24 protein-coding genes are annotated in these 21,904 nt (G+C 52.4%); 20 read left to right on the forward strand and 4 right to left on the reverse strand.

Features of this window, described 5'->3' with window-relative positions; translation table 11 throughout:
• Positions 1-17 precede the first annotated feature (17 nt).
• Positions 18-488 carry a phosphohistidine phosphatase SixA gene (gene sixA, locus GN208_RS08875; RefSeq protein ID WP_036417769.1) on the forward strand — a complete coding sequence of 157 codons (471 nt, stop codon included), beginning with the start codon at positions 18-20 and terminating at the stop codon, positions 486-488.
• Here the strand turns inward: sixA and smrB are convergent, their stop codons facing one another.
• Positions 489-1,034 (reverse strand): endonuclease SmrB, encoded by a 546-nt coding sequence (gene smrB, locus GN208_RS08880; RefSeq protein WP_004235084.1) that lies wholly within the window; start codon positions 1,032-1,034, stop codon positions 489-491.
• Positions 1,035-1,228: 194 nt separating this feature from the next.
• Between smrB and prmB the strand changes: the two genes are divergently transcribed.
• The 7 genes from prmB to GN208_RS08915 all read left to right on the forward strand — a co-directional run bounded on the left by prmB (position 1,229) and on the right by GN208_RS08915 (position 6,253).
• Positions 1,229-2,158 (forward strand): 50S ribosomal protein L3 N(5)-glutamine methyltransferase, encoded by a 930-nt coding sequence (gene prmB, locus GN208_RS08885; protein WP_015422786.1) that lies wholly within the window; start codon positions 1,229-1,231, stop codon positions 2,156-2,158.
• 79 nt (positions 2,159-2,237) lie between these two features.
• Positions 2,238-3,326: a chorismate synthase gene (gene aroC / locus GN208_RS08890; RefSeq protein WP_004235086.1), complete on the forward strand. Its 1,089-nt coding sequence runs from the start codon at positions 2,238-2,240 to the stop codon at positions 3,324-3,326.
• A 52-nt stretch (positions 3,327-3,378) separates the two neighbouring features.
• A complete protein-coding gene (locus GN208_RS08895) occupies positions 3,379-4,179 on the forward strand; it encodes a sulfite exporter TauE/SafE family protein (RefSeq protein WP_004235088.1) in 801 nt (266 codons plus the stop codon).
• A 25-nt stretch (positions 4,180-4,204) separates the two neighbouring features.
• Positions 4,205-4,756 carry an elongation factor P hydroxylase gene (locus GN208_RS08900; RefSeq protein WP_004235090.1) on the forward strand — a complete coding sequence of 184 codons (552 nt, stop codon included), beginning with the start codon at positions 4,205-4,207 and terminating at the stop codon, positions 4,754-4,756.
• A 36-nt stretch (positions 4,757-4,792) separates the two neighbouring features.
• Positions 4,793-5,074 carry a YfcL family protein gene (locus GN208_RS08905; protein ID WP_004235092.1) on the forward strand — a complete coding sequence of 94 codons (282 nt, stop codon included), beginning with the start codon at positions 4,793-4,795 and terminating at the stop codon, positions 5,072-5,074.
• Positions 5,071-5,598, forward strand: a complete 528-nt coding sequence (locus GN208_RS08910; RefSeq protein ID WP_004235093.1) for a GNAT family N-acetyltransferase — start codon at positions 5,071-5,073, stop codon at positions 5,596-5,598. Before GN208_RS08905 ends, GN208_RS08910 begins: the two co-directional genes overlap by 4 nt.
• Positions 5,599-5,989: 391 nt before the next feature.
• Positions 5,990-6,253, forward strand: a complete 264-nt coding sequence (locus tag GN208_RS08915) for a hypothetical protein (protein ID WP_004239841.1) — start codon at positions 5,990-5,992, stop codon at positions 6,251-6,253.
• Between the two features lie 92 nt (positions 6,254-6,345).
• On the opposite strand, the gene glsA is transcribed toward GN208_RS08915, so the two are convergent.
• The gene (gene glsA, locus GN208_RS08920) at positions 6,346-7,353 is read right to left on the reverse strand and encodes a glutaminase A (protein WP_004235095.1); all 1,008 of its coding nucleotides are present in this window, start codon (positions 7,351-7,353) and stop codon (positions 6,346-6,348) included.
• A 244-nt stretch (positions 7,354-7,597) separates the two neighbouring features.
• Positions 7,598-9,625: a bifunctional tRNA (5-methylaminomethyl-2-thiouridine)(34)-methyltransferase MnmD/FAD-dependent 5-carboxymethylaminomethyl-2-thiouridine(34) oxidoreductase MnmC gene (gene mnmC, locus GN208_RS08925; RefSeq protein ID WP_170950670.1), complete on the reverse strand. Its 2,028-nt coding sequence runs from the start codon at positions 9,623-9,625 to the stop codon at positions 7,598-7,600.
• Between the two features lie 195 nt (positions 9,626-9,820).
• On the opposite strand from mnmC, the gene fabB reads away from it, so the two are divergent.
• The 4 genes from fabB to GN208_RS08945 all read left to right on the forward strand — a co-directional run bounded on the left by fabB (position 9,821) and on the right by GN208_RS08945 (position 12,380).
• On the forward strand, positions 9,821-11,035 hold the full coding sequence (gene fabB, locus GN208_RS08930; RefSeq protein ID WP_004235099.1) for a beta-ketoacyl-ACP synthase I: 1,215 nt from the start codon (positions 9,821-9,823) through the stop codon (positions 11,033-11,035).
• A 118-nt stretch (positions 11,036-11,153) separates the two neighbouring features.
• Positions 11,154-11,423 carry a DUF3811 domain-containing protein gene (locus GN208_RS08935; protein WP_004235101.1) on the forward strand — a complete coding sequence of 90 codons (270 nt, stop codon included), beginning with the start codon at positions 11,154-11,156 and terminating at the stop codon, positions 11,421-11,423.
• Positions 11,424-11,625: 202 nt separating this feature from the next.
• The gene (locus GN208_RS08940; RefSeq protein ID WP_243828340.1) at positions 11,626-11,922 is read left to right on the forward strand and encodes a hypothetical protein; all 297 of its coding nucleotides are present in this window, start codon (positions 11,626-11,628) and stop codon (positions 11,920-11,922) included.
• 35 nt (positions 11,923-11,957) lie between these two features.
• Positions 11,958-12,380 (forward strand): colicin-like pore-forming protein, encoded by a 423-nt coding sequence (locus GN208_RS08945; protein ID WP_232056911.1) that lies wholly within the window; start codon positions 11,958-11,960, stop codon positions 12,378-12,380.
• A gap of 627 nt (positions 12,381-13,007) precedes the next feature.
• On the opposite strand, the gene GN208_RS08950 is transcribed toward GN208_RS08945, so the two are convergent.
• On the reverse strand, positions 13,008-13,937 hold the full coding sequence (locus GN208_RS08950) for an EamA family transporter (RefSeq protein WP_015422784.1): 930 nt from the start codon (positions 13,935-13,937) through the stop codon (positions 13,008-13,010).
• A gap of 101 nt (positions 13,938-14,038) precedes the next feature.
• On the opposite strand from GN208_RS08950, the gene GN208_RS08955 reads away from it, so the two are divergent.
• The 8 genes from GN208_RS08955 (at position 14,039) to dedD (ending at position 21,736) form a co-directional block, all read left to right on the forward strand.
• The gene (locus tag GN208_RS08955) at positions 14,039-14,815 is read left to right on the forward strand and encodes a helix-turn-helix transcriptional regulator (RefSeq protein ID WP_004235108.1); all 777 of its coding nucleotides are present in this window, start codon (positions 14,039-14,041) and stop codon (positions 14,813-14,815) included.
• A 144-nt stretch (positions 14,816-14,959) separates the two neighbouring features.
• Complete coding sequence (gene pdxB, locus GN208_RS08960; protein ID WP_048884177.1) at positions 14,960-16,090, forward strand: 4-phosphoerythronate dehydrogenase PdxB; 1,131 nt, start codon at positions 14,960-14,962, stop codon at positions 16,088-16,090.
• 72 nt (positions 16,091-16,162) lie between these two features.
• Positions 16,163-17,173 carry an aspartate-semialdehyde dehydrogenase gene (locus GN208_RS08965; RefSeq protein WP_004235112.1) on the forward strand — a complete coding sequence of 337 codons (1,011 nt, stop codon included), beginning with the start codon at positions 16,163-16,165 and terminating at the stop codon, positions 17,171-17,173.
• Positions 17,173-17,994, forward strand: coding sequence for a tRNA pseudouridine(38-40) synthase TruA (gene truA / locus GN208_RS08970; RefSeq protein WP_004235114.1), 822 nt, complete (start codon positions 17,173-17,175; stop codon positions 17,992-17,994). The genes GN208_RS08965 and truA overlap by 1 nt, the downstream gene beginning before the upstream one ends.
• Positions 17,995-18,039: 45 nt before the next feature.
• Positions 18,040-18,711 (forward strand): DedA family protein, encoded by a 672-nt coding sequence (locus GN208_RS08975; protein ID WP_004235117.1) that lies wholly within the window; start codon positions 18,040-18,042, stop codon positions 18,709-18,711.
• Between the two features lie 101 nt (positions 18,712-18,812).
• A complete protein-coding gene (gene accD, locus GN208_RS08980) occupies positions 18,813-19,763 on the forward strand; it encodes an acetyl-CoA carboxylase, carboxyltransferase subunit beta (protein WP_004235120.1) in 951 nt (316 codons plus the stop codon).
• Positions 19,756-21,054 carry a bifunctional tetrahydrofolate synthase/dihydrofolate synthase gene (folC, locus tag GN208_RS08985; protein WP_243828341.1) on the forward strand — a complete coding sequence of 433 codons (1,299 nt, stop codon included), beginning with the start codon at positions 19,756-19,758 and terminating at the stop codon, positions 21,052-21,054. Before accD ends, folC begins: the two co-directional genes overlap by 8 nt.
• Positions 21,044-21,736 (forward strand): cell division protein DedD, encoded by a 693-nt coding sequence (gene dedD / locus GN208_RS08990; protein ID WP_015422782.1) that lies wholly within the window; start codon positions 21,044-21,046, stop codon positions 21,734-21,736. Before folC ends, dedD begins: the two co-directional genes overlap by 11 nt.
• The last annotated feature ends 168 nt before the right edge of the window (positions 21,737-21,904 follow it).

The raw sequence follows: 21,904 nt of genomic DNA on the forward strand, positions 1-21,904 counted from the left end.
TGTTCAGACGGTGACGTATGCAAGTTCTTATTATGCGACATGGCGATGCTGCTTTGCAGGCCGCCAGTGATTCAGTCCGGCCCCTTACCGCAAAAGGGATAACAGATTCCCGCTGCATGGCAAAATGGCTCGCCGGGCAGCACGTTCAGATTGATACCGTTCTGGTCAGCCCGTATCTGCGGGCAGAGCAGACACTGACCGAAATCCGTGATGCGCTGAGTTTACCTGCTCAGGAAGAGGTGATGCCGGGACTGACGCCCTCCGGGAATGCGGAGAATGTGGCGGATTATATCCGTTTTCTGGCGGAAGAGGGGCGCAATGGGGTGCTGGTGGTATCGCATCTGCCGCTGGTCGGTTATCTGGTAGCGGCATTGTGTCCGCAGGAAACGGCACCGATGTTTGCAACATCGTCAGTTGCCTGTATTGAACTGGGTGATGACGGACGCGGCACACTGCTCTGGCACCGCGGTCCCGGACAGATTGACTGATTACTCGCGCCGGGCGGTTTCAGCAATCTCAATCAGCAGCAGTAATGCTGCGGTACCGCCCCATTCCTTAGGGGCCTGGTGAAAGGCAATCACATCCGGGTGTTGTGCCAGCCATAACGGTGTCTGTTGTTTCAGTACATGCTTGCCGTGCCCGTGCATAATACAGACACAATAGGTGTTTTCACGGCGGGCTGCGGCTATCAGGGCACCAATTTCCTGTTTGGCCTGAAGCTGAGTCAGTCCGTGCAGATCCAAAAACAGCTCCGGCACATAATCCCCGCGACGCAGTTTTTTCAGCTCATAAGGGCTGGCATTTTCCCGCAGATAGCGCGCCGGACCGTCCATATCCAGATTCGGGCGATACTCATCTGAGAAATAAAAACTGGCATCAATCTGATCCTGCAACAGCCGTTCAGGCGCAATTTTAGTCACACCTGCCCGTGGTTTCGGGTGCACCACAATATCCTGTCTGATTTTACGTGTCCCGCTGATGGCCTCTTTAAACAGGTTCAGGTCATCATCAGTCAGGGGCGTCTTCTTTTTCATAACATCTCATCACTCAGTATTTTCCATAGTGTAACTGATTTTTTTACGGATGTTGACGCTATACTGCCGGTCACCGCTGACGGGAGCCACCGGAAAATTGCCGCGCATTTCACAAGATATGCTGATTTAGCAGCGACTTCATGGCAAACTACGCTATCAGATATCTTATTTTGTTTTACCCCGCCGGAGGCACTTTGGATAAAATTTACGTTGATGAAGCCGTCAGTGAGCTTCACACGCTGCAGGATATGCTGCGCTGGGCAATGAGCCGTTTTAATGCGGCCAATATTTACTATGGCCACGGTACAGATAATGCCTGGGATGAAGCCCTCCAGCTGGTACTGCCGACACTGTTCCTGCCTCTGGATTTACCCGCCGAACTGTATCAGTCCCGGCTGACCTCTTCAGAGCGTCACCGCATTGTGGAGCGCGTACTGCGCCGGATCACCGAGCGCGTGCCGGTGCCGTACCTGACTAACCGTTCCTGGTTCTGCGGCCATGAATTTTATGTCGATGAGCGCGTGCTGATCCCGCGTTCACCGATTGGTGAGCTGATTAACAATCACTTTGCAGGATTGCTGGATGCTGAACCGGAAACGATTCTCGATCTCTGCACCGGCAGCGGTTGTATCGCAATTGCCTGCGCATATGAGTTCCCGGATGCGGAAGTGGACGCGGCAGACATCTCTGCCGATGTGCTGGAAGTCACAGAAATGAACATTGAGAATCATGGCTTATCTCACCGTGTGGTGCCGATGCGTTCAGATCTGTTCAACGATCTGCCCGGGGTGAAATATGACCTGATTGTCACCAATCCGCCGTATGTGGATGCGGAAGATATGAGTGACCTGCCGGATGAATTCCGCATAGAACCAGAGCTGGCGCTGGCTGCAGGCAGTGACGGACTGAAACTGGTACGCCGGATCCTCGCCAATGCGCCGGATTATATGTCAGAAGATGCGGTGCTGATTTGTGAGGTCGGTAACAGTCAGGTGCACCTGATGGCCGAATTCCCGGAAGTGCCGTTTATCTGGCTGTCATTTGAAAACGGGGGTGACGGTGTCTTTATGTTAACTCGTGATCAATTAGCAGAACATCATGACGCTTTTAAACTTTTCAAATAACCGTTCCTCCTGTAGGAATAGAAACATAAAAACAGGTTAAAACCATTCACTTGCACACAATCAGAGACAGGAAAACACGATGGCCGGAAACAGTATCGGTGAACTTTTTCGCGTAACCACCTTTGGTGAATCACACGGCCCGGCGCTGGGTTGTATTGTTGACGGCGTACCGCCGGGACTGGCGCTGACTGAAGCCGATATGCAGGCAGATCTTGACCGCCGCCGTCCGGGCACATCCCGCTATACCACGCAGCGCCGTGAGCCGGACCAGGTCAGAATTCTGTCAGGGGTATTTGAAGGAAAAACCACCGGAACCAGTATCGGGCTGCTGATTGAAAATACCGATCAGCGCTCACAGGATTACGGTGCCATCAAAGATCTCTTCCGGCCGGGACACGCGGATTACACCTATGAGCAGAAGTACGGCTTTCGTGACTACCGCGGCGGCGGCCGTTCATCAGCCCGTGAAACGGCGATGCGCGTGGCAGCCGGGGCTATCGCCAAAAAGTACCTGCATGAGAAATTCGGTGTGACAGTCCGTGCCTGTCTGACTCAGATGGGGGATATCAAATGTGATATCCGCGACTGGGCACTGGCAGAGCAAAATCCGTTTTTCTGTCCTGATGAACGTCAGCTGGATGCGCTGGATGAATTATTGCGCGGCCTGAAAAAAGAGGGAGATTCCATCGGTGCGAAAGTCACGGTAGTGGCGGAAAACGTCCCGGCGGGTCTGGGTGAACCGGTCTTTGATCGTCTGGATGCGGATCTGGCGCATGCGCTGATGAGCATCAACGCGGTAAAAGGCGTCGAAATCGGGGACGGATTCGGTGTGGTTAACCTCAAAGGCAGCGAAAACCGGGATGAAATTTATCAGACCGGCTTTACCGGCAATCACGCGGGCGGCATTCTCGGCGGCATCAGCAGCGGCCAGCCAATCATCGCGCATATTGCCCTGAAACCGACATCATCGATTACCGTTCCCGGTAATACGCTGAACCGGCAGGGCGAAGAGGTGGCTATGATCACCAAAGGGCGTCATGACCCCTGTGTCGGGATACGTGCTGTGCCGATTGCCGAAGCAATGACAGCGATTGTGCTGCTCGATCACCTTCTGCGTCACCGCGGACAATGTGCGGATGTCACGCCGCCGTTACCGGCCTGGTCATGATTTAAACAGACGTCCCGGGTATTGTGCCCGGGATTTTATTGGCAGGTAAAAAATGGAATGGTTTCAGTTCGGTGTTGAAATCTATATATTGCTGTTCTTTGTTGCTCTGATTGCCGGGTTTATTGATGCGATTGCCGGAGGCGGCGGATTACTGACAATCCCGGCGCTGCTGGCTGTCGGCGTACCGCCGGTGCAGGCACTGGCGACCAACAAATTACAGGCGGTCGGCGGCTCTTTCTCTGCCAGTTTCTATTTTGTCCGGCGCAAAGCGGTGGATCTTGCGGGGCAACGGGTGCCGATAATGATGACGCTGATTGGCGCGGTTATCGGCTCCGGGCTGGTGCAGTTTGTGAATCCGGAATTCCTCCGCCAGTTGCTGCCGCTGCTGGTGATTGCCATCGGCCTCTATTTCCTGCTGACACCCTCCATTGGTGCTGCTGACCAGAAACAGCGCCTGATGCCGTTTGCCTTCGGCTGTACCGCCGGTATCGGCATTGGTTTTTATGACGGTGTTTTCGGGCCGGGCGCGGGCTCTTTTTATGCACTGGCGTATGTGACCCTGGCCGGTTTTAACCTGGCGAAAGCCACCGCTCACGCCAAAGTGCTGAACTTTGCCTCTAACGTCGGTTCACTCTCATTCTTTATTTTCAGCGGTCATGTTATCTGGCTGATGGGCTTTGCCATGCTGGGCGGACAGCTTATCGGTGCCCGCCTCGGTGCCCGTATGGTGCTGAGCCGCGGACAAAAACTGATCCGGCCGATGCTGGTAACTGTCTCTTTCCTGATGAGCATCAAACTGATTTATGACAATCACGGCGATACTATCAGTACGTGGCTGTCTCAGCTTTTTTAATTTTCATTAGTGGTTCATATAATCAATGAGTACACATCAATATCAGCAGTTAATTGAGATTTTTGATAACGAATTTTTTGCTGATTTCAATACCCGCCTGATTAAAGGTGACGATGAGCCGATTTATCTGCCTGCAGATGATGAAGCGCCTTATAACCGTATCGTGTTTGCTCACGGTTTTTATGCCAGTGCTATCCATGAAATATCGCACTGGTGCATTGCCGGGAAAGAGCGCAGAAAGCTGGTGGATTTTGGTTACTGGTACTGCCCGGATGGCCGGGATGCACAAACGCAGTCAGAATTTGAGGTTGTGGAAATAAAACCGCAGGCGCTGGACTGGTTATTTTGTCAGGCTGCCGGTTATCCGTTTAACGTCAGTTGTGACAATCTTGACGGCGATTTCGAGCCTGATCGCGTCAAATTCCGGCGTATTGTTCACGGGCAGGTGATGGAGTATCTGGCGCAGAACTCAATACCCCCGCGTGCAGCAAGGTTTATTAATGCCCTGCAATCGTTCTACAATACGCCGCCGCTGACTGCGGACCAATTTCCATGGCCGGAAGATCCGTTTGCCTGACAAACGATTCCGGTGACTGAACTTTAAGGAACAAACATGCTTGCGGATTATGAAACGCGTATCCTCGCCCAGATTGATGACATGGTCGAACATGCCACAGACGATGAACTGTTTGCGGGCGGCTATCTGCAGGGGCATCTGACCCTCGCGGTGGCAGAGCTGGAGCAGTCGGGTGATCACTCCGTTGAGGCGCTTCACAACCGGGTGGAGGAGAGTATCCGTCAGGCAATCAGTGCCGGGGAACTGACACCACCGGATCAGGTGCTGGTGCTGGAAACCTGGAAACGACTGCTGCAAACCGCGCAGGAGCAGGAATGACAGCCAAACCGCAATACCGTATCCGCCAGGCCCGTCCGGCGGATGCCGCATTGTTACCGGCCGTTGAATCCTCTGCCGGTGCGTTATTTGCGACAGTGCCGGGTTATGAATGGATAGCGCGCAGTGAAGGCCATTCCGAAACGGCATTCCGCAATTATATTGCCAATGGCAATGCGTGGGTGGCGGCGGACAGTCAGGATCAGCCGGCCGGGTTTGTGCTGGTATCCAACCTCGGTACCGGGCTGCATATTGATGAGCTTTCTGTCTCTGCGGCGCATCAGCGTCAGGGGCTGGGGCGTCAGCTGATTGAGCGGATACAGAATGTGGCGATTGCACGCGGCTGTGCGTCAGTTACGCTGACCACATTCCGGGATGTGGCCTGGAACCGGCCTTATTATGAGCATCTTGGTTTTGAGGTGTGCGATGTTTCCCGCGCACCGGCACTTGAGGCTGTTATGCTGAAAGAGGCAGAATACGGGCTGCAATTCTGTGATCGCTGTTCCATGATTTACCGGATTTTCTGAAAAAGTAAAATATCTGAAGTAATGAGAAAAGGTCGCACTAATATGCGACCTTTTTTATTTATGGTGAACTAAACATCTGACTATTAAGATGTGAGCAGATAATAATAAAAGATCTTGTGATTGTTACATTAACGGCGAAAATGGTGCCGTTTTTTTATGTCTCAGCGATGGATGTTGTTATCAGATTATAGATTTTTCTGTTCAACAGAATGATTTTTAATCATTTTCCGTATATGCAATATGATGTTTATTTCTGAGATTACAGTCTCTTTTGTTGCGATAAAGTCAACAACTACGTATATATGTTGAGTAAATAGCATAAACTATTAACTTGCTATTAACATTTATTGTGTCAAAATGTGTTCGTCCCCACAAAACACAGGTATTGATTATGTTTGAATTACAACCGAAAAACGCAGCACAACAGGCTGTGACTATTTACACGAAGATAGCGGTTGCTGCGGTGGTCTTGCTGGCACTGTTATTTTCTTTCTGGTTTAAACTTGACGGAATGAGCGTCATTGAAAGAGCAGTCCCTTCCATCGGTATGATTTTATTTACCGGATTAATAATTTTTAATGCCAAACGGGAATTAGATTCGCTGTACCGTTCAGAGGATAAATGCGCGAAAAGCGTGGTTGCCCTGAACGCCTGACAGAAACAGGATCGCATCACGCGGACTGACAAATATAAAGAAGAGACGATCACGGATCATCAGCGATGCTGATGATCCTTTTTTATGTCACATTACTGATACAAATCAGCGCCGGTTTCCTGAGCAATATAGCGGATAGCCGCCTGTGCCCTGACACTGTTGCCTGCTTTATCCAGCGGCGGGGAATAGACCGCCACGGCATATTTACCCGGAACCACGGCCAGAATACCGCCGCCGACACCACTTTTCGCCGGAATACCGACCTGATACAACCAGGTGCCGGAACCGTCATATAACCCGGCAATAGCCATCTCTGCCAGTACTTTGCCGGTGTTTTCGGCACTCAGTAACTGTTTGCCGTTGTACGGGGACTTACCGTGATTAGCCAGTACCGCCCCCATTTTGGCCAGATCAACCGTTGTTGCATCCACAGAACACTGACGGGTATAGAGATCAACCGCCTCATCCGGATTGCCGTATAACATGCCGTAAGACTGCATCAGCCGCGCCAGTGCCTGGTTGTGCTGATTGGTTTCGGATTCAGAGCGGTACACTTCATCGTTTACCGTCAGTTTGGTATCAGCGTAAGCTTCCATGTTCTCCATAATCTGCTGCCAGCGGTCGTCAGGGTTTTTGGCCTTGATCAGACTGACGGCGCTGATAGCCCCGGCATTGACCAGCGGGTTCTGCGGGCGATCAGGCCGCAGTTCAATCGCCAGCCCTGAGTTAAACGGTAATCCGGTGGCATTGGCGCCCAGTTTCTCCAGAACCACCTCTGAACCCTGCTGATCCATTACCATTGCGAGGGTAAAGACTTTTGACAGGGATTCCAGCGGGAACAGCTTATCTTTATCCCCGGCGCTGTAGATTTTGCCGTCCACCGTGGCAATCACAACGGCGTAATTATCGGGGCTGTATTTGGCGAGAGCCGGAATATAATCCGCCACATCACCGGCTTTTTCGCTTTTGAATTTCTGATACGCCTGCTCAGCAATCGTATCGTAGCGAACAGTATTATCGGGAATATTATTGTTCTTTGCATAAGCAGAGGTAAAACAAAACAGCGAAAAGGTTAGGGCGATAACTATTTTATTCTTCATAATCTTCTCCGGTTATTATTTCCGGATGAAGCGTATAGGCGCACTGACTTTTCTGTAAATTGATCATTGAGCAAGAGAAATTGCCGCTGACAGGCGAACAGAGCCGGTTTTTGTGAGAATGAACACAAAATGACCCGGGTTTGTGGCGGTGATCAATAAAGTCTGCTGATGAAATTTCGTTTAACCGGCGGAAAAAATATCAATAATGTGATGAAGACCAGCCCGGTGGCCGGTCAGAAGCGGGTCAGGATTTTTTCGGCAGCGGACGGCCTTTCAGCAATTTACGGACATAGAAACGGGCGGGATGAATAGCAGCGAGTGTTTCATCATCCAGCGGAAGGGCCTCACCGAAAATCTGTGCTGCCAGCACTTCAGCCGCCAGCGGGGCGGTGCATAACCCCCGCGAGCCGAGAGCGGCCAGCAAAAACAGCTGAGGCAGATGCGGAACACTGCATACGGTTTCCGGGGACGATTTTTGTTCATCCAGATGTGCATAACGTTCTGTTAATTCCGCAAAATCGGGAACATTTCCGGCCAGCGGCAGGTGATCGCGTAATGTGCAGCGGATCCCCTGACGGGACTCCCCGGCGCTGATATCCACCATCTCCGGCCAGCTGACATCCGGCAGCGAGGCGAGCAGCCGCTGTTTGTTGGCAGTTTGTTCCTCTTCGCGGTATTCCGTGCCCAAGTCGTTGCGCTGGTGGCTGGCACCAATACAGTGCAGACCGTCAGCCGGATTCACCGGGGTCAGATAACCTTCATAACACAGCACTTTTTTCAGCCCGGCAATCGCCGGTACCGATGGCACATGGCTGACCTGGCCGCGCACCGGCGTGACCGGCAGCGGGGCGGTCTGCGGGAACTGCGTGATACAGTGACCGTTGGCCAGCACCACCACATCCGCCTCTGCTGTGCTGTTATCTGCAAAGCGGAGCTGCCAGCCCTGTTCTGCCGGGATCAGCGCTTTCACCTCACAGTTTAAACGCAGATGAAGCCCTTCTTTCTGTGCCAGCGCTGCGGTATTGCGTACCAGTTCCTGCGGGCAGAGCCAGCCGCCCTGCGGGTAGTACAGGCCGTCAAAATTGACATCGGTTCCGGCAAGCTCAGAAAGCTGTTCCCGTGACAGGCGCTGCACCATTTCATCCGGCCATGGGACAGATGAAATATTATTGATTTTTTTACTGCTTTTTTCGTGATACATCAGTTGGATCACGCCGCACCAGTCATGGTCGTATTTCACACCCTGAGCTGACAGTGCATCATATGTACGCCGGGCAAACGGAAATGCGGCGGTAAAAAAGCGCTCAAGCGGATCATCCCGTCCGGTCAGCAGCGGATAAAGCGCACCCTGGCGGTTGCCGGAAGCATTGAGTGCCAGAGCCGCATCCGCGCAATATAAGGACACATCCGCACCACGGCGCAGCAGGGCGAGGGCAGAGAAAACTCCGGCTATCCCGCCGCCAATGACTGCTATCTTCTGCCGGGCAGCAGCCGGATGGCGATCAAACCAGGGTGTCACGGACGGTGCCGCGTCACGGGGATTCACCCCGGACAGGCATTCCCGCTTGTGCGCAAAGCCTTTGCGGCGCTCAACGTCAAACCCTGCCTGCTGTAAACCCCGGCGGACAAACCCGGCGGCAGTAAAGGTGGCAAAGGTGCCGCCCGGTTTTGAAAAACGAATCATCAAATCAAACAGCGACTGCTGCCACATATCCGGGTTTTTGGACGGCGCAAACCCGTCGAGAAACCAGGCGTCGATTTTGTTGTCCAGCGCGTGAGTGAGGGAAGGGAGCAGCTCATTAACATCTCCCAGCCATAAATCGAGGGTAATTTCACCGCCGGACAACTGAATACGGTGACAACCGGGTAATGGCTGCGGCCACTGAGCGCACAGCTGTAAGGAGAAATCCGCGAACTCCGGCCAGTGGCGGTGGGCGGCCTGTAAATCAGCCACGGTCAGCGGAAATTTTTCAAAACTGATAAAGTGCAGGCGCTTCAGAGGATGCACAGGATTGGCATTCCGGAACGCCAGGAAGCTCTGCCACAACGTGAGAAAATTCAGTCCGGTACCAAACCCGGTTTCTGCGACAGTACAGACCGGAGTGGTCATTTGTGAAAATCTGTCCGGAAAACCGTTTCCGTTAAGAAACACATAGCGGGTTTCCGCCAGTCCGTCATCGTTCGAAAAATAGACGTCATCAAAATGTTGCGAAACAGGTGTACCCTGTTCATTCCAGGTTAAATGTGCAGTTTCAATTGCGGTTTTTTTCACGTTACGGCCTGAGGATTCTGTTCGGTTTTCCCTGATTTTACTCTGCTTTGCGCTGTACTGCCATGCCGGATGTGACATAGCACAACATCGGTATGTAAAGATGCGAAAAAACGTCTGATCGGACTTGTTCAGCTTACAGGTGTAAGCTAAAGTAGCGCTAAAATCCCGTACTACTTAAAATGACAGAGGTATTAAATGAAGCGTGCAGTAATCACCGGTCTGGGGATTATCTCAAGTATCGGTAATAACCGGGAGGAAGTACTGGCTTCTTTGAGAGAAGGTCGTTCCGGGATCACATTCTCAGAAGAATTTAAAGAGATCGGCATGCGCAGCCAGGTTTGGGGTAACGTCAAACTGGACACTGCGGGTCTTATTGATCGTAAAACTGTCCGTTTCATGAGTGATGCTTCTGTCTACGCGTATCTTTCCATGGAACAGGCCATTGCAGACTCCGGTCTGACAGAAGAGCAGGTATCTCACTACCGTACCGGTGTGGTTGCCGGTTCAGGCGGCGGTTCCCCGCGCACTCAGGCTATCGCGGCTGACGGCATGCGTGCCAAAGGTCTGCGTGGTGTCGGTCCTTACCTGGTGCCGCGTGCAATGGCATCCGGTGTGTCCGCAAACTTAGCGACACCGTTTAAAATCAAAGGCGTGAACTACTCAATCAGTTCTGCCTGCTCCACCTCTGCACACTGTATCGGCCACGCGGTGGAACTGATTCAGCTGGGCAAACAGGATGTGGTGTTTGCCGGCGGCGGTGAAGAACTGTGCTGGGAAATGAGCTGCGAATTTGACGCAATGGGCGCACTGTCCACCAAATACAACGAAACACCGGACAAAGCATCCCGTACTTATGATCAGGGCCGTGACGGCTTCGTGATCGCAGGCGGCGGCGGTATGGTCGTGGTGGAAGAGCTGGAACACGCGCTGGCGCGCGGTGCGCATATCTACGGTGAAGTGGTCGGCTACGGCGCGACATCTGACGGCGCGGACATGGTTGCCCCGTCCGGTGAAGGTGCGGTCCGCTGCATGCAGATGGCGATGCACGGCCTGGATACGCCGGTTGATTACATCAACACCCACGGCACATCCACACCGGTCGGTGATACCAAAGAGTTGGAAGCTATCCGTGAAGTCTTCGGTGACCATACCCCGGCACTGTCAGCGACCAAAGCCATGACCGGTCACTCACTGGGTGCGGCAGGTGTTCACGAGGCTATCTACAGCCTGCTGATGCTGGAGCACGGTTTTATCGCGCCGAGCATCAACGTGGAAAACCTCGATGAGAAAGCGGAAGGTATGGCGATTATCACCGAACCGACCGAACGCAAGCTGACGACTGTGATGTCCAACAGCTTCGGCTTCGGCGGCACCAACGCCACACTGGTTATGCGCAAATATCAGAACTGATTTTGCCCTGTTGATCAGATAAATGCCCCGGTTTAATCACCGGGGCATTTTCTTTTGCGGCAAACTCTGTCAGGGTATAACGGTACTGTTTATCCTTTTACTGCCACAGGGGTGATGAATGAAAAAGCTGACTATCGCAGAGATGACTGAGCCGCAGAAAATCCGTGTCCGCACCCGGCTGGCTCAGGAACAAAAGAAACTGGGGCGTCCGCTGACCAATGCGGAGCAGAATAAAGTCAAAGATCAGATTATCACCGAGATTTCCAAAGAAGTGGATGCCGCTGCCGCCAAAGTCCGGGCACAGAAAAAAAAGGATAAAATCAAACCCGGCGGCGGAGAAGAAACCTTTAACTGGTCAGCGAAAACCCATACGCGGGGATTGCGCTGAACCTTCCGGATAACTTACTTCCGTTTTTATTACGATAACCGCCACACGGCGGTTTTTTGTATCCCGCCTTGTTACCTTATTTTATAAGATACAGACCTGCGTAATTTTAGTTTTAATAAACAACATATTCCTGAATTACAGTGAAAAACACGGCCGGGAGCCGATTTGTATTCACTGAGCATTTTTATAAAAGGAATATGTTATGACGAATCGATACGAAGACACCACACCGTTTGAACGTGATGTGATGACCTCCATGGGATATCACTGGAAAGGAGAGGGCTGGCAAAAAGCATCAGATAATGGCGAGACTATGGTTGTTACCGGATGGACCGGGGATATCCCGGCAGACAGCAGCAGGATAACTCATATCTGGGATCAGAATATTGCGGATATGAACACATCCCCCAATCCTGTATGGGATGATGCCGATGATGGCTGTATGCATCCGGTGGATGAAGAAATCAGAAAGGAACCGGAGACAAGGCGGAACAATTAGCTGGTGCTCTGGCAGAGCAGGCAAAAGGGAAGAAAATCCGGGATATTGATGATGCATTGAAAGCTTACGAAAAATATAGGAATAACTTTAATAAGAAAATGAATTCTGAAGATCGCAGGGCTATTGTCGCGGCGTTAGAGTCAATCAAGTCAGCAGAAACCGCAAAAAATTTTACAAAATTCAGCAAGGGTATGGGGGTTCTGAGTCATGCAATCAATGCATTTGATTGGGTTGGTGAATTGATTAAATCTGTAAAAACAGATAATTGGCGGCCATTTTTTGTTAAAACCGAAGTCATCGCAGCCGGGAATGCTGCGACTGTTGTAGTTGCATTCATCTTCAGTGTATTGCTGGGAAATCCCGTCGGCCTTATAGGCTATGGTTTGATAATGGCCGGCACCGGAGTATTGATTGATGATGAACTGGCTGAAAAAGCTAATCTGTTTTGGGGGATTTAATTTATAAAAACAGAGGCTGCCTATTTCTGTGGTAGCCTTTTTATAAGAATAGCAATAATAAAAATTATTATTATAGGCAGTGATAATAAAAATACAGAGCAACCATATATGGCCAATAAACCAGTTCTTCCCGGTGTATCAATGAAAAAACCACTTTTCCAGAATTGTGGTGTCGTGAATTTAAGGAAAAAGTATTCAGTTATCCATTTTGCAACAGGATAAAAAATAAATCCAAATATGGATAATAGCAAAAAGGTCAGTCTGTATTTAAAATTATCATTCCAGCAATAGTAAAAGAAAATAGAAGTATAAAACCAGCCCCAGCACATATTTTGAATATAATATTTTTTAGTCACTGTATGGTATTCCGTCGTTTGGTGTGCCACTGACAGGACTTTAACATAGTCATATATGATAATAAGAATCAATACTGATACTGTTTTGTCACTTTGTGACGGATATGAAAAATTGCAAAGATACTAAAAAATAGCAGAGTAAAAATAAGGCATTGATAAAGTTAGTAAAAAAGGGATAACAACAAAAGAAAATTATATGATTCATCAATGAATTAATACTTTTCATTTTTGTTGGTTATCCCTGAATACCGGACCCTGATTTTGTTTTTACCTATTCCCCCGCACCACACCGCTGCGGCTGTGTTTTTTTCGTTTTGCGGCGTATAATCTGTGTCAGCGGTGTGCGCAGACGCTGCGCCATAATGACCCCGATCAGTACCACACCACCGCCGATAATATGATAGCTGTGCAGCTCTTCTTTCAGGAAGACAGCGGCGATAATGGCGGTCAGTACCGGTGCCAGGTTCATAAAGATAGAGGCGGCGTTTGCACCCAGCCGGGTAACGCCCAGGATCCACAACAGCGGCGCAAAAATAGAGGCCGCAATCCCCGCATACAATACCAGCCCGATATTATCGCGGTTCAGTGTCACATCACCGGCGCTGAGGAATACCGGGATCAGCAGCAGCACGCCAAAAACAATCTGCATATACAGCGAGTGAATGCTCGACAGCGGGATAGCCCAGCGTTTGGTCAGCACGCCGTAGAAGGCATAAGCGAGACCGGCGATAAACATCAGCATTTCACCCTGTCCCAGCCCCTGATGCAGTAAATCCGCCGGATGTCCTTTGCTGATAAGCCAGGTCAGGCCGCTCAGGGAGAGAATTGTGCCGAGTACAATACCGATGGTCGGTGCGATCCGCAGTACCGGGATACTTAACACCACGGTCAGCAGCGGGATCAGCGAGGTGATAATCCCCATAAAGGTGGCGCTGACGGTATAAGCAGCGTAGTACGCCAGGCTCTGATACAGCCCCATGCCGAGAAAACCGAGGATAAACAGTTTCCACGCGTGTTGTTTGATCACCGCACGCTGCTGCCAGACCGGCATAATCAGGAACGGCGTCATCACGGCGAGTGCCAGTGCCCAGCGGTAAAAGGAAATCGCGCCGGGGGCGATGGCACCGGCGGCCAGTTTATTCACCACGGCATTCACAGACCAGATTAATACAGCCCCGAGGGGTAAAAGCAGGTTTTTCATTCTTAAACTCATTTTCATTATCAGGCAGGTGGTGTAGTGTAATCTGTCTTAATTATTCTATATAACGATATCCCGCCAATTTATAGAGAGGATCTGACAAGATGGCCCGTAAGTCAGATATTTCATCACTGGGTGTGAAAGACCCGGTGACATTAATCTGCCGTCATGAACAGTTTTATTCGGAAACGGAGTTTGCCCTTCATCATCACCCCTTCGGCCAGTTGCTGTATGTCGCCAGCGGCGTGATGGAAATGACCGTTGAGGGACAGCGCTATCTGGCGCCGGCGGGGTTTTGTATCTGGATCCCGCCGGGAACGGAACATGCCAGTTATAACAAAGCCTGCGCCTCTTTCAAAATTATTGATATTTCGCCGCAGTGGGCACCGCAGTTACCGCAGATGGCCTGTGTGATAGAGCTGACGCCGGTGTTCAGTGCCGTGATGCAGGATTTGTTCGGCCGCAAAGTCCGTGAACCGGAAACTGACGCGGACAGACGGCTGGCGCTGGTACTGACGGATCAGCTGCTGCTGTCGCGTTGTCAGCCGACCTATCTGCCGGTCACGGATGATAAACTGCTGGCACCGGTACTCAGCGCGCTGGAGAACGATCCGTCTGATAACACGTCACTGGCGGAGTGGGCGGCGCGGCGCTTTACTTCAGAGCGGACATTATCCCGCCGCTGTCAGCAGAAACTGGGAATGTCCTTCAGTGAATGGCGTCAGCGCCTGCGTTTTCTGCGGGCGGTGGCGTTATTACAGGAAGGCCGCAGTGTGCAGAATGTCGCGCTGGATGTGGGTTACAGCTCATCATCCGCCTTTATTGCCATGTTTTCTCAGCTGGCCGGTGTCACGCCGGAGCGCTTCCGTCATCAGCCTTAATTGCTCTCTTTAGCAACAATCGGTGTTCCGGGCGTAGGTTTTATCCCGCAGAAGTGGCAAAATAGCGGCCATCCGTTTCAATTCCGGTTGTGCCGCCGTACCGACAGGTCTCCGCCGGCCGCCGACAGTATGAAGGTGAAGCCCGTGAAAATCGTTGTAGATGAGAATATGCCTTACGCCGAAACCCTGTTTTCCCGTCTCGGGGACGTGGTGGCGGTGCCGGGACGTCCGTTACCGGACGGGGTGCTGGATGATGCTGACGCACTGATGGTGCGTTCTGTCACGAAAGTGAATGCACAGCTGCTGGAAAATACCCCGGTGAAATTCACCGGTACCGCAACCGCCGGTTTTGACCATGTGGATAAAGCCTGGCTGGCGGAGCAGGGAATTGGTTTCTCCTCAGCGCCGGGTTGTAACGCAATTGCTGTGGTGGAATATGTCTTTTCTGCCCTGATGCTGCTGGCGGAGCGTGACAGTTTTCAGCTGGCAGATAAAACCGTCGGGATTATCGGGGCCGGGAATGTCGGCGGCCGTCTGGCGAAGCGTCTGGAAGCACTGGGTGTTAATATTCTCATCTGTGACCCGCCGCGTGCGGATAACGGTGATGCCGGGGCATTTTATGATATCGATACCCTGGTGGCACAGGCTGATATCCTGACATTCCATACCCCGCTGAATAAATCCGGGCCGTACACCACACTGCATCTGATGGATGAAACCCGTCTCAGTGCCATGAAAGACAACGGCATTCTGATCAACGCCAGCCGTGGTGCGGTGGTGGATAACCGGGCGCTGTTATCGGTACTGGCCGGCGGCAAACCACTGAGTGTGGTGCTGGATGTGTGGGAGCCGGAGCCGGATCTGTCAACTGAACTGCTTTCACTGGTTGATATCGGTACGCCGCATATTGCCGGTTATACCCTGGAAGGCAAGGTGCGTGGTACCACGCAGGTCTTTGAAGCCTTTGCGGAATTCACCGGACAACCACAGCAGGTTGCGCTGTCAGAATTGTTACCGGCACCGGAATTCGGCTGTATCACACTGTCAGGTAAAGTAACGCAAAGTATTCTCAAACGTTTAATGCATCTGGTTTATGATGTCCGCCGTGATGATGCGGCATTACGTGCGGTGGCCGGTGTGACGGGTGAGTTTGATAAACTGCGTAAGTTTTATCCTGATCGCCGCGAGTGGTCATCACTGACTGTTATTTGTGATGATGCACAGAGTGCGGCGCTGTTGGCTGACCTGGGTTTCACGGCAGAATACCGCGCATAAAATCATTTTTTCATCATTCTTTTTCTGACTGTACCGCGCTGACGCGGTGCAGTCTTTGTTCCGGAGATAACTATGTCAGAAGGCTGGAATATTGCCGTATTGGGTGCGACCGGTGCTGTCGGCAGCGCCGTGGTGTCATTACTGGAAGAGCGTGAATTTCCGGTGGGAGAGTTATATTTACTGGCCGGGGAGCGCAGCGCGGGAGAATCGGTGCGCATGAACGGCAAAAGCTATCTGGTTACCGAAGCCCGTGATTTTGACTGGTCACAGGTGCAGCTGGCCTTTTTCATGGCCGGTGCGGAAGCCACCGCCGCGTATTATGAAGCGGCGACAGACAGCGGCTGTATTGTGATTGACAGCAGCGGTCTGTTTGCGCTGGAGCCTGATGTGCCGCTGGTGGTGCCGTCGGTGAACCCGCAGGCACTGAGCGAATACCGCAACCGTAACCTGATTGCGCTGGCAGACAGCACCGTCAGCCAGTTACTGACCGCTATCCGTCCGCTGGTGGAGAGTGCCGGGTTATCCCGTATCAATCTGACCAACCTGTTCTCTGTTTCCCGTTTCGGGAAAAGTGCGGTGGAAGAGCTGGCAGGGGAGTGTGCAAAACTCCTCAACGGCATCCCGCCGGAAGCCGGTCGTTTCAGCAAACAGCTGGCGTTTAACCTTCTGCCATTGCTGACCGATGAGCAGGGCAGTGTGTCAGAAGAGCGCCGTATCGCGGAAGAAACCCGCAAAGTCCTGCAGGATGCCGGTCTGCCGATCAGCGTGAGCTGTGTGCAGTCCCCTGTGTTCTACGGCAACGCGCAGATCGTGCAGCTGGAAACACTGCGTCCGCTCGGCAGTGAGGAAGCCCGTGATGAACTGGAACGGGCAGAGGATATTCAGCTCTCAGAAGAGCAGGAGTTCCCGACTCAGGTGACGGATGCCTCCGGCAATCATCTGCTGAATATCGGTTGTCTGCGTAATGATTACGGTATTCCGGAAATTCTGCACTTCTGGTCAGTGGCGGATAACGTACAGTTTGGCGGCGCACTGATGGCAGTCGAAATTGCCGAGCGTCTGACGCAGGAGCAGTTTTACTGATGTCAGAGGTGATTTTACCGGCGGAAGAGGGTAAAACCACGATCGCGCTGGGCATTGAATATGACGGCAGCCGTTATTACGGCTGGCAGCGTCAGTCAGAAGTCGCGAGTGTGCAGGGCTGTCTGGAAAAAGCCCTGTCAAAAGTGGCTGCAGAGCCGGTCTCGGTTTTCTGTGCGGGCCGGACCGATGCCGGGGTGCATGCCACCGGCCAGGTGGTGCATTTTCATACGGCAGCTGTCCGTAAAGATGCCGCCTGGACGATGGGCGTAAACACCCATCTGCCGCCGGATATCGCGGTACGCTGGGTCAAGACCGTGCCGGAGAATTTTCACGCCCGGTTCAGTGCCACAGCGCGGCGTTACCGCTATGTGATTTTCAATCACCGCTTTCGCCCGGCTATCCTCAGTAAAGGTGTGACCCATTTTCATTATCCGCTGGATGAAAAGCGGATGCATGAAGCGGCACAGAGCCTGCTGGGGGAGAATGATTTTTCCTCTTTCCGCGCGGCGCAGTGTCAGTCCAGAAGCCCGTGGCGTAATGTGATGCATGTCAACGTCACCCGTCAGGGGCAGTATGTGATTGTGGATATCAAAGCCAATGCTTTTGTGCATCATATGGTGCGTAATATCACCGGCGCTCTGCTGGAGGTCGGCTGCGGTAATTTACCGGTCAGCCGGATGGCGGAGTTGCTGGCACTGAAAGACCGGACACAGGCACCGGCGACAGCACCGGCGGAAGGTTTGTATCTGGTTTCAGTGGATTACCCGGAAGAATTTGCCCTGCCGTCACCGGCGATGGGGCCGCTTTTCCTGGCAGATTAATTTATTGGCCGGATAAGCAGAAAGCCGCGTCCGGCGGGGTGAAATATGGAATACATTAAATTTCTGATCGATTTTATTCTGCACATTGATTTGCATATGCAGGAGATGGTGGCGCAGTACGGAATCTGGGTTTATGCGATTTTATTCCTGATCTTGTTTTGTGAGACCGGGCTTGTGGTCACGCCGTTCCTGCCGGGAGATTCGCTGCTGTTTGTGGCGGGGACACTGGCGGCACTGCCGACCAACGACCTGAATATTCATATCATGGTGCTGCTGATGATTACGGCGGCGATTATCGGTGATGCAGTTAACTATACGATCGGCCACTTTTTCGGGGAGCGGCTTTTCCGCAATCCGGACTCGAAAATTTTCCGTCAGAGCTATCTGCGCAAGACCCATGCGTTCTTTGAAACTCATGGCGGTAAAGCGATTATTCTGGCGCGATTTGTTCCGATTGTGAGGACATTTGCCCCGTTTGTTGCCGGTATGAGTAAAATGTCTTACCGCCACTTTGCGATGTTTAACGTTATCGGCGCAATTGTATGGGTGGTATTATTTGCCTATGCAGGGTATATCTTCGGGGAAACGAAGATTGTGCAGGAAAACTTGAAATTACTTATCGTGGCGATTATTTTCATCTCCATATTGCCCGGTATTATCGAGGTATGGCGTCACCGCCGTGCGGCGAAAAAAGCACAGAAACGTGATGACGCCTGAGTGGTTTGAGCAGTTTTTTATCCACAGTGCATAAGCAATGTGGTTTAATGGCAGATAATAATTACACTGGCTGAGCCAGATTTCAGACGGAAAGGTCATTAATGAGCTGGATTGAAAAAATTCTGAATAAGACCCCAATGAACCAGACACGCAAGGCGAGCATTCCTGAAGGTGTCTGGACGAAGTGCGACAGTTGTGGTCAGGTACTGTACCGCCAGGAGGTGGAACGTAATCTTGAGGTGTGTCCGAAATGTGATCATCACATGCGGATCCCTGCACGTGCGCGCCTGCTGACGTTTCTGGATGAAGGCAGCACCACGGAACTGGGAACTGATCTGGAGCCGAAAGACGTCCTGAAATTCCGTGATTCCAAAAAATACAAAGACAGACTGGTGTCCGCCCAGAAAACAACCGGGGAAAAAGAAGCCCTGATTGCGATGAAAGGCACCCTGAAAACCATGCCGGTTGTCGCGGCGGCGTTTGAGTTTGCCTTTATCGGCGGTTCGATGTCCTCTGTGGTCGGTGCACGGTTTGTCCGCGCGGTTGAACAGGCGCTGGAAGATAACTGCCCGCTGGTCTGCTTCTCCGCAAGCGGCGGCGCACGTATGCAGGAAGCGCTGATGTCGCTGATGCAGATGGCCAAAACCAGTGCGGCTCTGGCTAAAATGCAGGAGCGCGGTCTGCCGTATATCTCTGTGCTGACTGACCCGACCATGGGTGGTGTCTCCGCAAGTCTGGCTATGCTGGGTGATATCAATATCGCCGAGCCGAAAGCCCTGATCGGCTTTGCCGGTCCGCGTGTTATCGAGCAGACTGTCCGTGAGAAATTACCGCCGGGATTCCAGCGCAGTGAGTTCCTGATTGAAAAAGGGGCGATCGATATGATTGTCCGCCGCCCGGAAATGCGTGATACCGTCGCGGAAATTCTGTCAAAACTGACGAACTATCAGTTCCCGCAGGAAGGTGAAATCATTGAAATCCTGACCGCGGATGAACCTGATACCGACTTATCTTCTGAAACAGAGACTGATGTCAAAAAACACGATGTCTGATAAGCGAGAAAGACCGACAGCCGCGTCATCGATGATGACGTGGCTTTCTTATCTGGGTGATCTGCATACGCAGGTTATTGATATGGGACTGGAACGTGTCGGTGCGGTGGCGGATATCATGAATCTGCGCTATCCCGCCCCGAAAGTCATTACCGTTTCCGGAACCAACGGCAAAGGCACCACCTGCCACACGCTCGAATCCATCCTGCTGGCCGCAGGGTTGCGGGTCGGGGTGTACAGTTCCCCGCATCTGGTGAATTACACCGAACGGGTCCGGATTCAGGGGCAAAACCCGCCGGAAGCGGATTTCTGCCGTGTCTTTGCGGATATTGACGCGCAGCGCGGCGATATCACACTGACCTATTTTGAAGCGGGCACACTGGCAGCACTGCAGCTGTTCCGCGAAGCCAACCTTGATGTGGTGATTCTGGAAGTCGGCCTCGGCGGGCGTCTGGATGCCACCAATATCGTCGATTCTCATATCACGGCTATCACCAGTATCGCGCTGGATCACACCGACTGGCTCGGTGCTGACCGCGAGCATATCGCCCGTGAGAAAGCCGGGATTTTCCGCCCGCATTGTGTGGCGGTGATCGGTGAGCCGGATGCGCCTTATACCATCGCTGACGTGGCAAACAAGCTGGAAACCTCGCTGTTCTGCCGTGCCGATGACTGGTCTTACAAAGAGCAGGGCGACCACTGGACGTGGCAGTGTGAGGATGAAACCCTCGACAATCTGCCGCTGCCGAATGTGCCGCTGGCAAATGCCGCGACTGCCCTTGCGTTGATCCACAACCTGCGTCAGGTGAAAGACAAAACCGGCCGTGCCATCACCCGTGAGGCGATTGATACCGGGCTGCGTCAGGCACAACTGCCGGGCCGTTTTCAGATTGTCTCACAGCAACCGCTGACCGTGCTGGATGTGGCGCATAACCCGCATGCCGCCGGTTATCTGGTCTCAAAACTGGCACAGTTACCGCGTACTGCGCAGAGCCGTGTCCGTGCCGTGATCGGTATGCTGGGCGACAAAGATATCAAAGGTACCCTGGCTGTGCTGGGTGAGCAGGTGACAGACTGGTATGTCGCGCCGCTGACCGAACTGCGCGGAGCCCCGGCAGAACAGCTGGCGGAGCATCTGACCAACCCGCAGCAGTTTGCCGATGTGGAAAGTGCCTGGGAACAGGCGCGCCGTGATGCTTCACCGGAGGATATCGTGGTGGTGTGCGGGTCATTCCACACGGTGGCTCATGTTATGGATGTTTTAGCGAAGGAAGGTGCGGGTGGCCAGTAAATTTCAGAATCGCTTAGTCGGAACCATTATCCTGGTGGCGGTGGGTGTGATTGTCCTGCCGGTGCTGCTGGACGGCGATAAGAAATATAACGAAGACCAGTTCGCAGCCATCCCGCTTATCCCGAAAGAAGGGGAGCAGGATGAGATTGATGCGGTGAATCCGATCAATCAGACCATGCCGACGATGCCGTCAGAAGGGGCATCCAGCGCCATGATTACCGAAGCGGCACAAACCGGGACGGAAGAAGCTCCTGCGGAAGCATCTGCGGGCGGCAGTACCACCTCCAATGTACCGCCGGGTGCGGATCCGCTGCCGCCGGTGGTGATCCCGGATAAACAACCGCCACCGAAACAGGAACCTAAGCCGGAACCGAAACCTGAACCAAAACCAGTGCCTGAGCCGGAACCAAAACCTGAGCCGAAACCGGAACCCAAACCGGAAAAAGCGCCGCAGGGACAGGCTTATGTTGTGCAGCTGGGCGCATTATCTAATGTCCGTAAGGTGGAGGAGATTGTCGCCACACTGCGGTTATCCGGTTATCAGGTGTATACCGTGCCGCGTGGCAAGCTGACGCTGATTATGGTCGGGCCGTCAGCCTCGCAGGCCGAGCTGAAGTCCTCGCTGGGGGAACTGAGACAGCTTACCGGGCTGGATGGCCGGGTGCAGTCTTATAAACCGTAGCGAATTTAAGGAATTAGCAATATCCGTTAATAAAATCAGTTAACTCTTTGCGGCGATTATAATTTTTTATTTCGCCGCAATTTATTTTCGGATGGAGCAAAAATCCGTTACGCAAACGTTTTCGTTTTCTGTTAGAATGCGCCCGTCACTGATGCCGGGGCATCAATT

This window comes from Morganella sp. HSTU-ASny43 (genome assembly GCF_022819185.1).
Classification (GTDB): domain Bacteria; phylum Pseudomonadota; class Gammaproteobacteria; order Enterobacterales; family Enterobacteriaceae; genus Morganella; species Morganella morganii.

Bases quoted from the DNA above. Each gene is read 5' to 3' on its own strand.
- sixA (WP_036417769.1), top strand. From the start codon at position 18: ATGCAAGTTCTTATTATGCGACATGGCGATGCTGCTTTGCAGGCCGCC.
- smrB (WP_004235084.1), bottom strand. From the start codon at position 1,034: ATGAAAAAGAAGACGCCCCTGACTGATGATGACCTGAACCTGTTTAAA.
- aroC (WP_004235086.1), top strand. From the start codon at position 2,238: ATGGCCGGAAACAGTATCGGTGAACTTTTTCGCGTAACCACCTTTGGT.
- GN208_RS08895 (WP_004235088.1), top strand. From the start codon at position 3,379: ATGGAATGGTTTCAGTTCGGTGTTGAAATCTATATATTGCTGTTCTTT.
- GN208_RS08900 (WP_004235090.1), top strand. From the start codon at position 4,205: ATGAGTACACATCAATATCAGCAGTTAATTGAGATTTTTGATAACGAA.
- GN208_RS08905 (WP_004235092.1), top strand. From the start codon at position 4,793: ATGCTTGCGGATTATGAAACGCGTATCCTCGCCCAGATTGATGACATG.
- GN208_RS08910 (WP_004235093.1), top strand. From the start codon at position 5,071: ATGACAGCCAAACCGCAATACCGTATCCGCCAGGCCCGTCCGGCGGAT.
- GN208_RS08915 (WP_004239841.1), top strand. From the start codon at position 5,990: ATGTTTGAATTACAACCGAAAAACGCAGCACAACAGGCTGTGACTATT.
- glsA (WP_004235095.1), bottom strand. From the start codon at position 7,353: ATGAAGAATAAAATAGTTATCGCCCTAACCTTTTCGCTGTTTTGTTTT.
- fabB (WP_004235099.1), top strand. From the start codon at position 9,821: ATGAAGCGTGCAGTAATCACCGGTCTGGGGATTATCTCAAGTATCGGT.
- GN208_RS08935 (WP_004235101.1), top strand. From the start codon at position 11,154: ATGAAAAAGCTGACTATCGCAGAGATGACTGAGCCGCAGAAAATCCGT.
- GN208_RS08940 (WP_243828340.1), top strand. From the start codon at position 11,626: ATGACGAATCGATACGAAGACACCACACCGTTTGAACGTGATGTGATG.
- GN208_RS08950 (WP_015422784.1), bottom strand. From the start codon at position 13,937: ATGAAAAACCTGCTTTTACCCCTCGGGGCTGTATTAATCTGGTCTGTG.
- GN208_RS08955 (WP_004235108.1), top strand. From the start codon at position 14,039: ATGGCCCGTAAGTCAGATATTTCATCACTGGGTGTGAAAGACCCGGTG.
- GN208_RS08965 (WP_004235112.1), top strand. From the start codon at position 16,163: ATGTCAGAAGGCTGGAATATTGCCGTATTGGGTGCGACCGGTGCTGTC.
- truA (WP_004235114.1), top strand. From the start codon at position 17,173: ATGTCAGAGGTGATTTTACCGGCGGAAGAGGGTAAAACCACGATCGCG.
- GN208_RS08975 (WP_004235117.1), top strand. From the start codon at position 18,040: ATGGAATACATTAAATTTCTGATCGATTTTATTCTGCACATTGATTTG.
- accD (WP_004235120.1), top strand. From the start codon at position 18,813: ATGAGCTGGATTGAAAAAATTCTGAATAAGACCCCAATGAACCAGACA.
- folC (WP_243828341.1), top strand. From the start codon at position 19,756: ATGTCTGATAAGCGAGAAAGACCGACAGCCGCGTCATCGATGATGACG.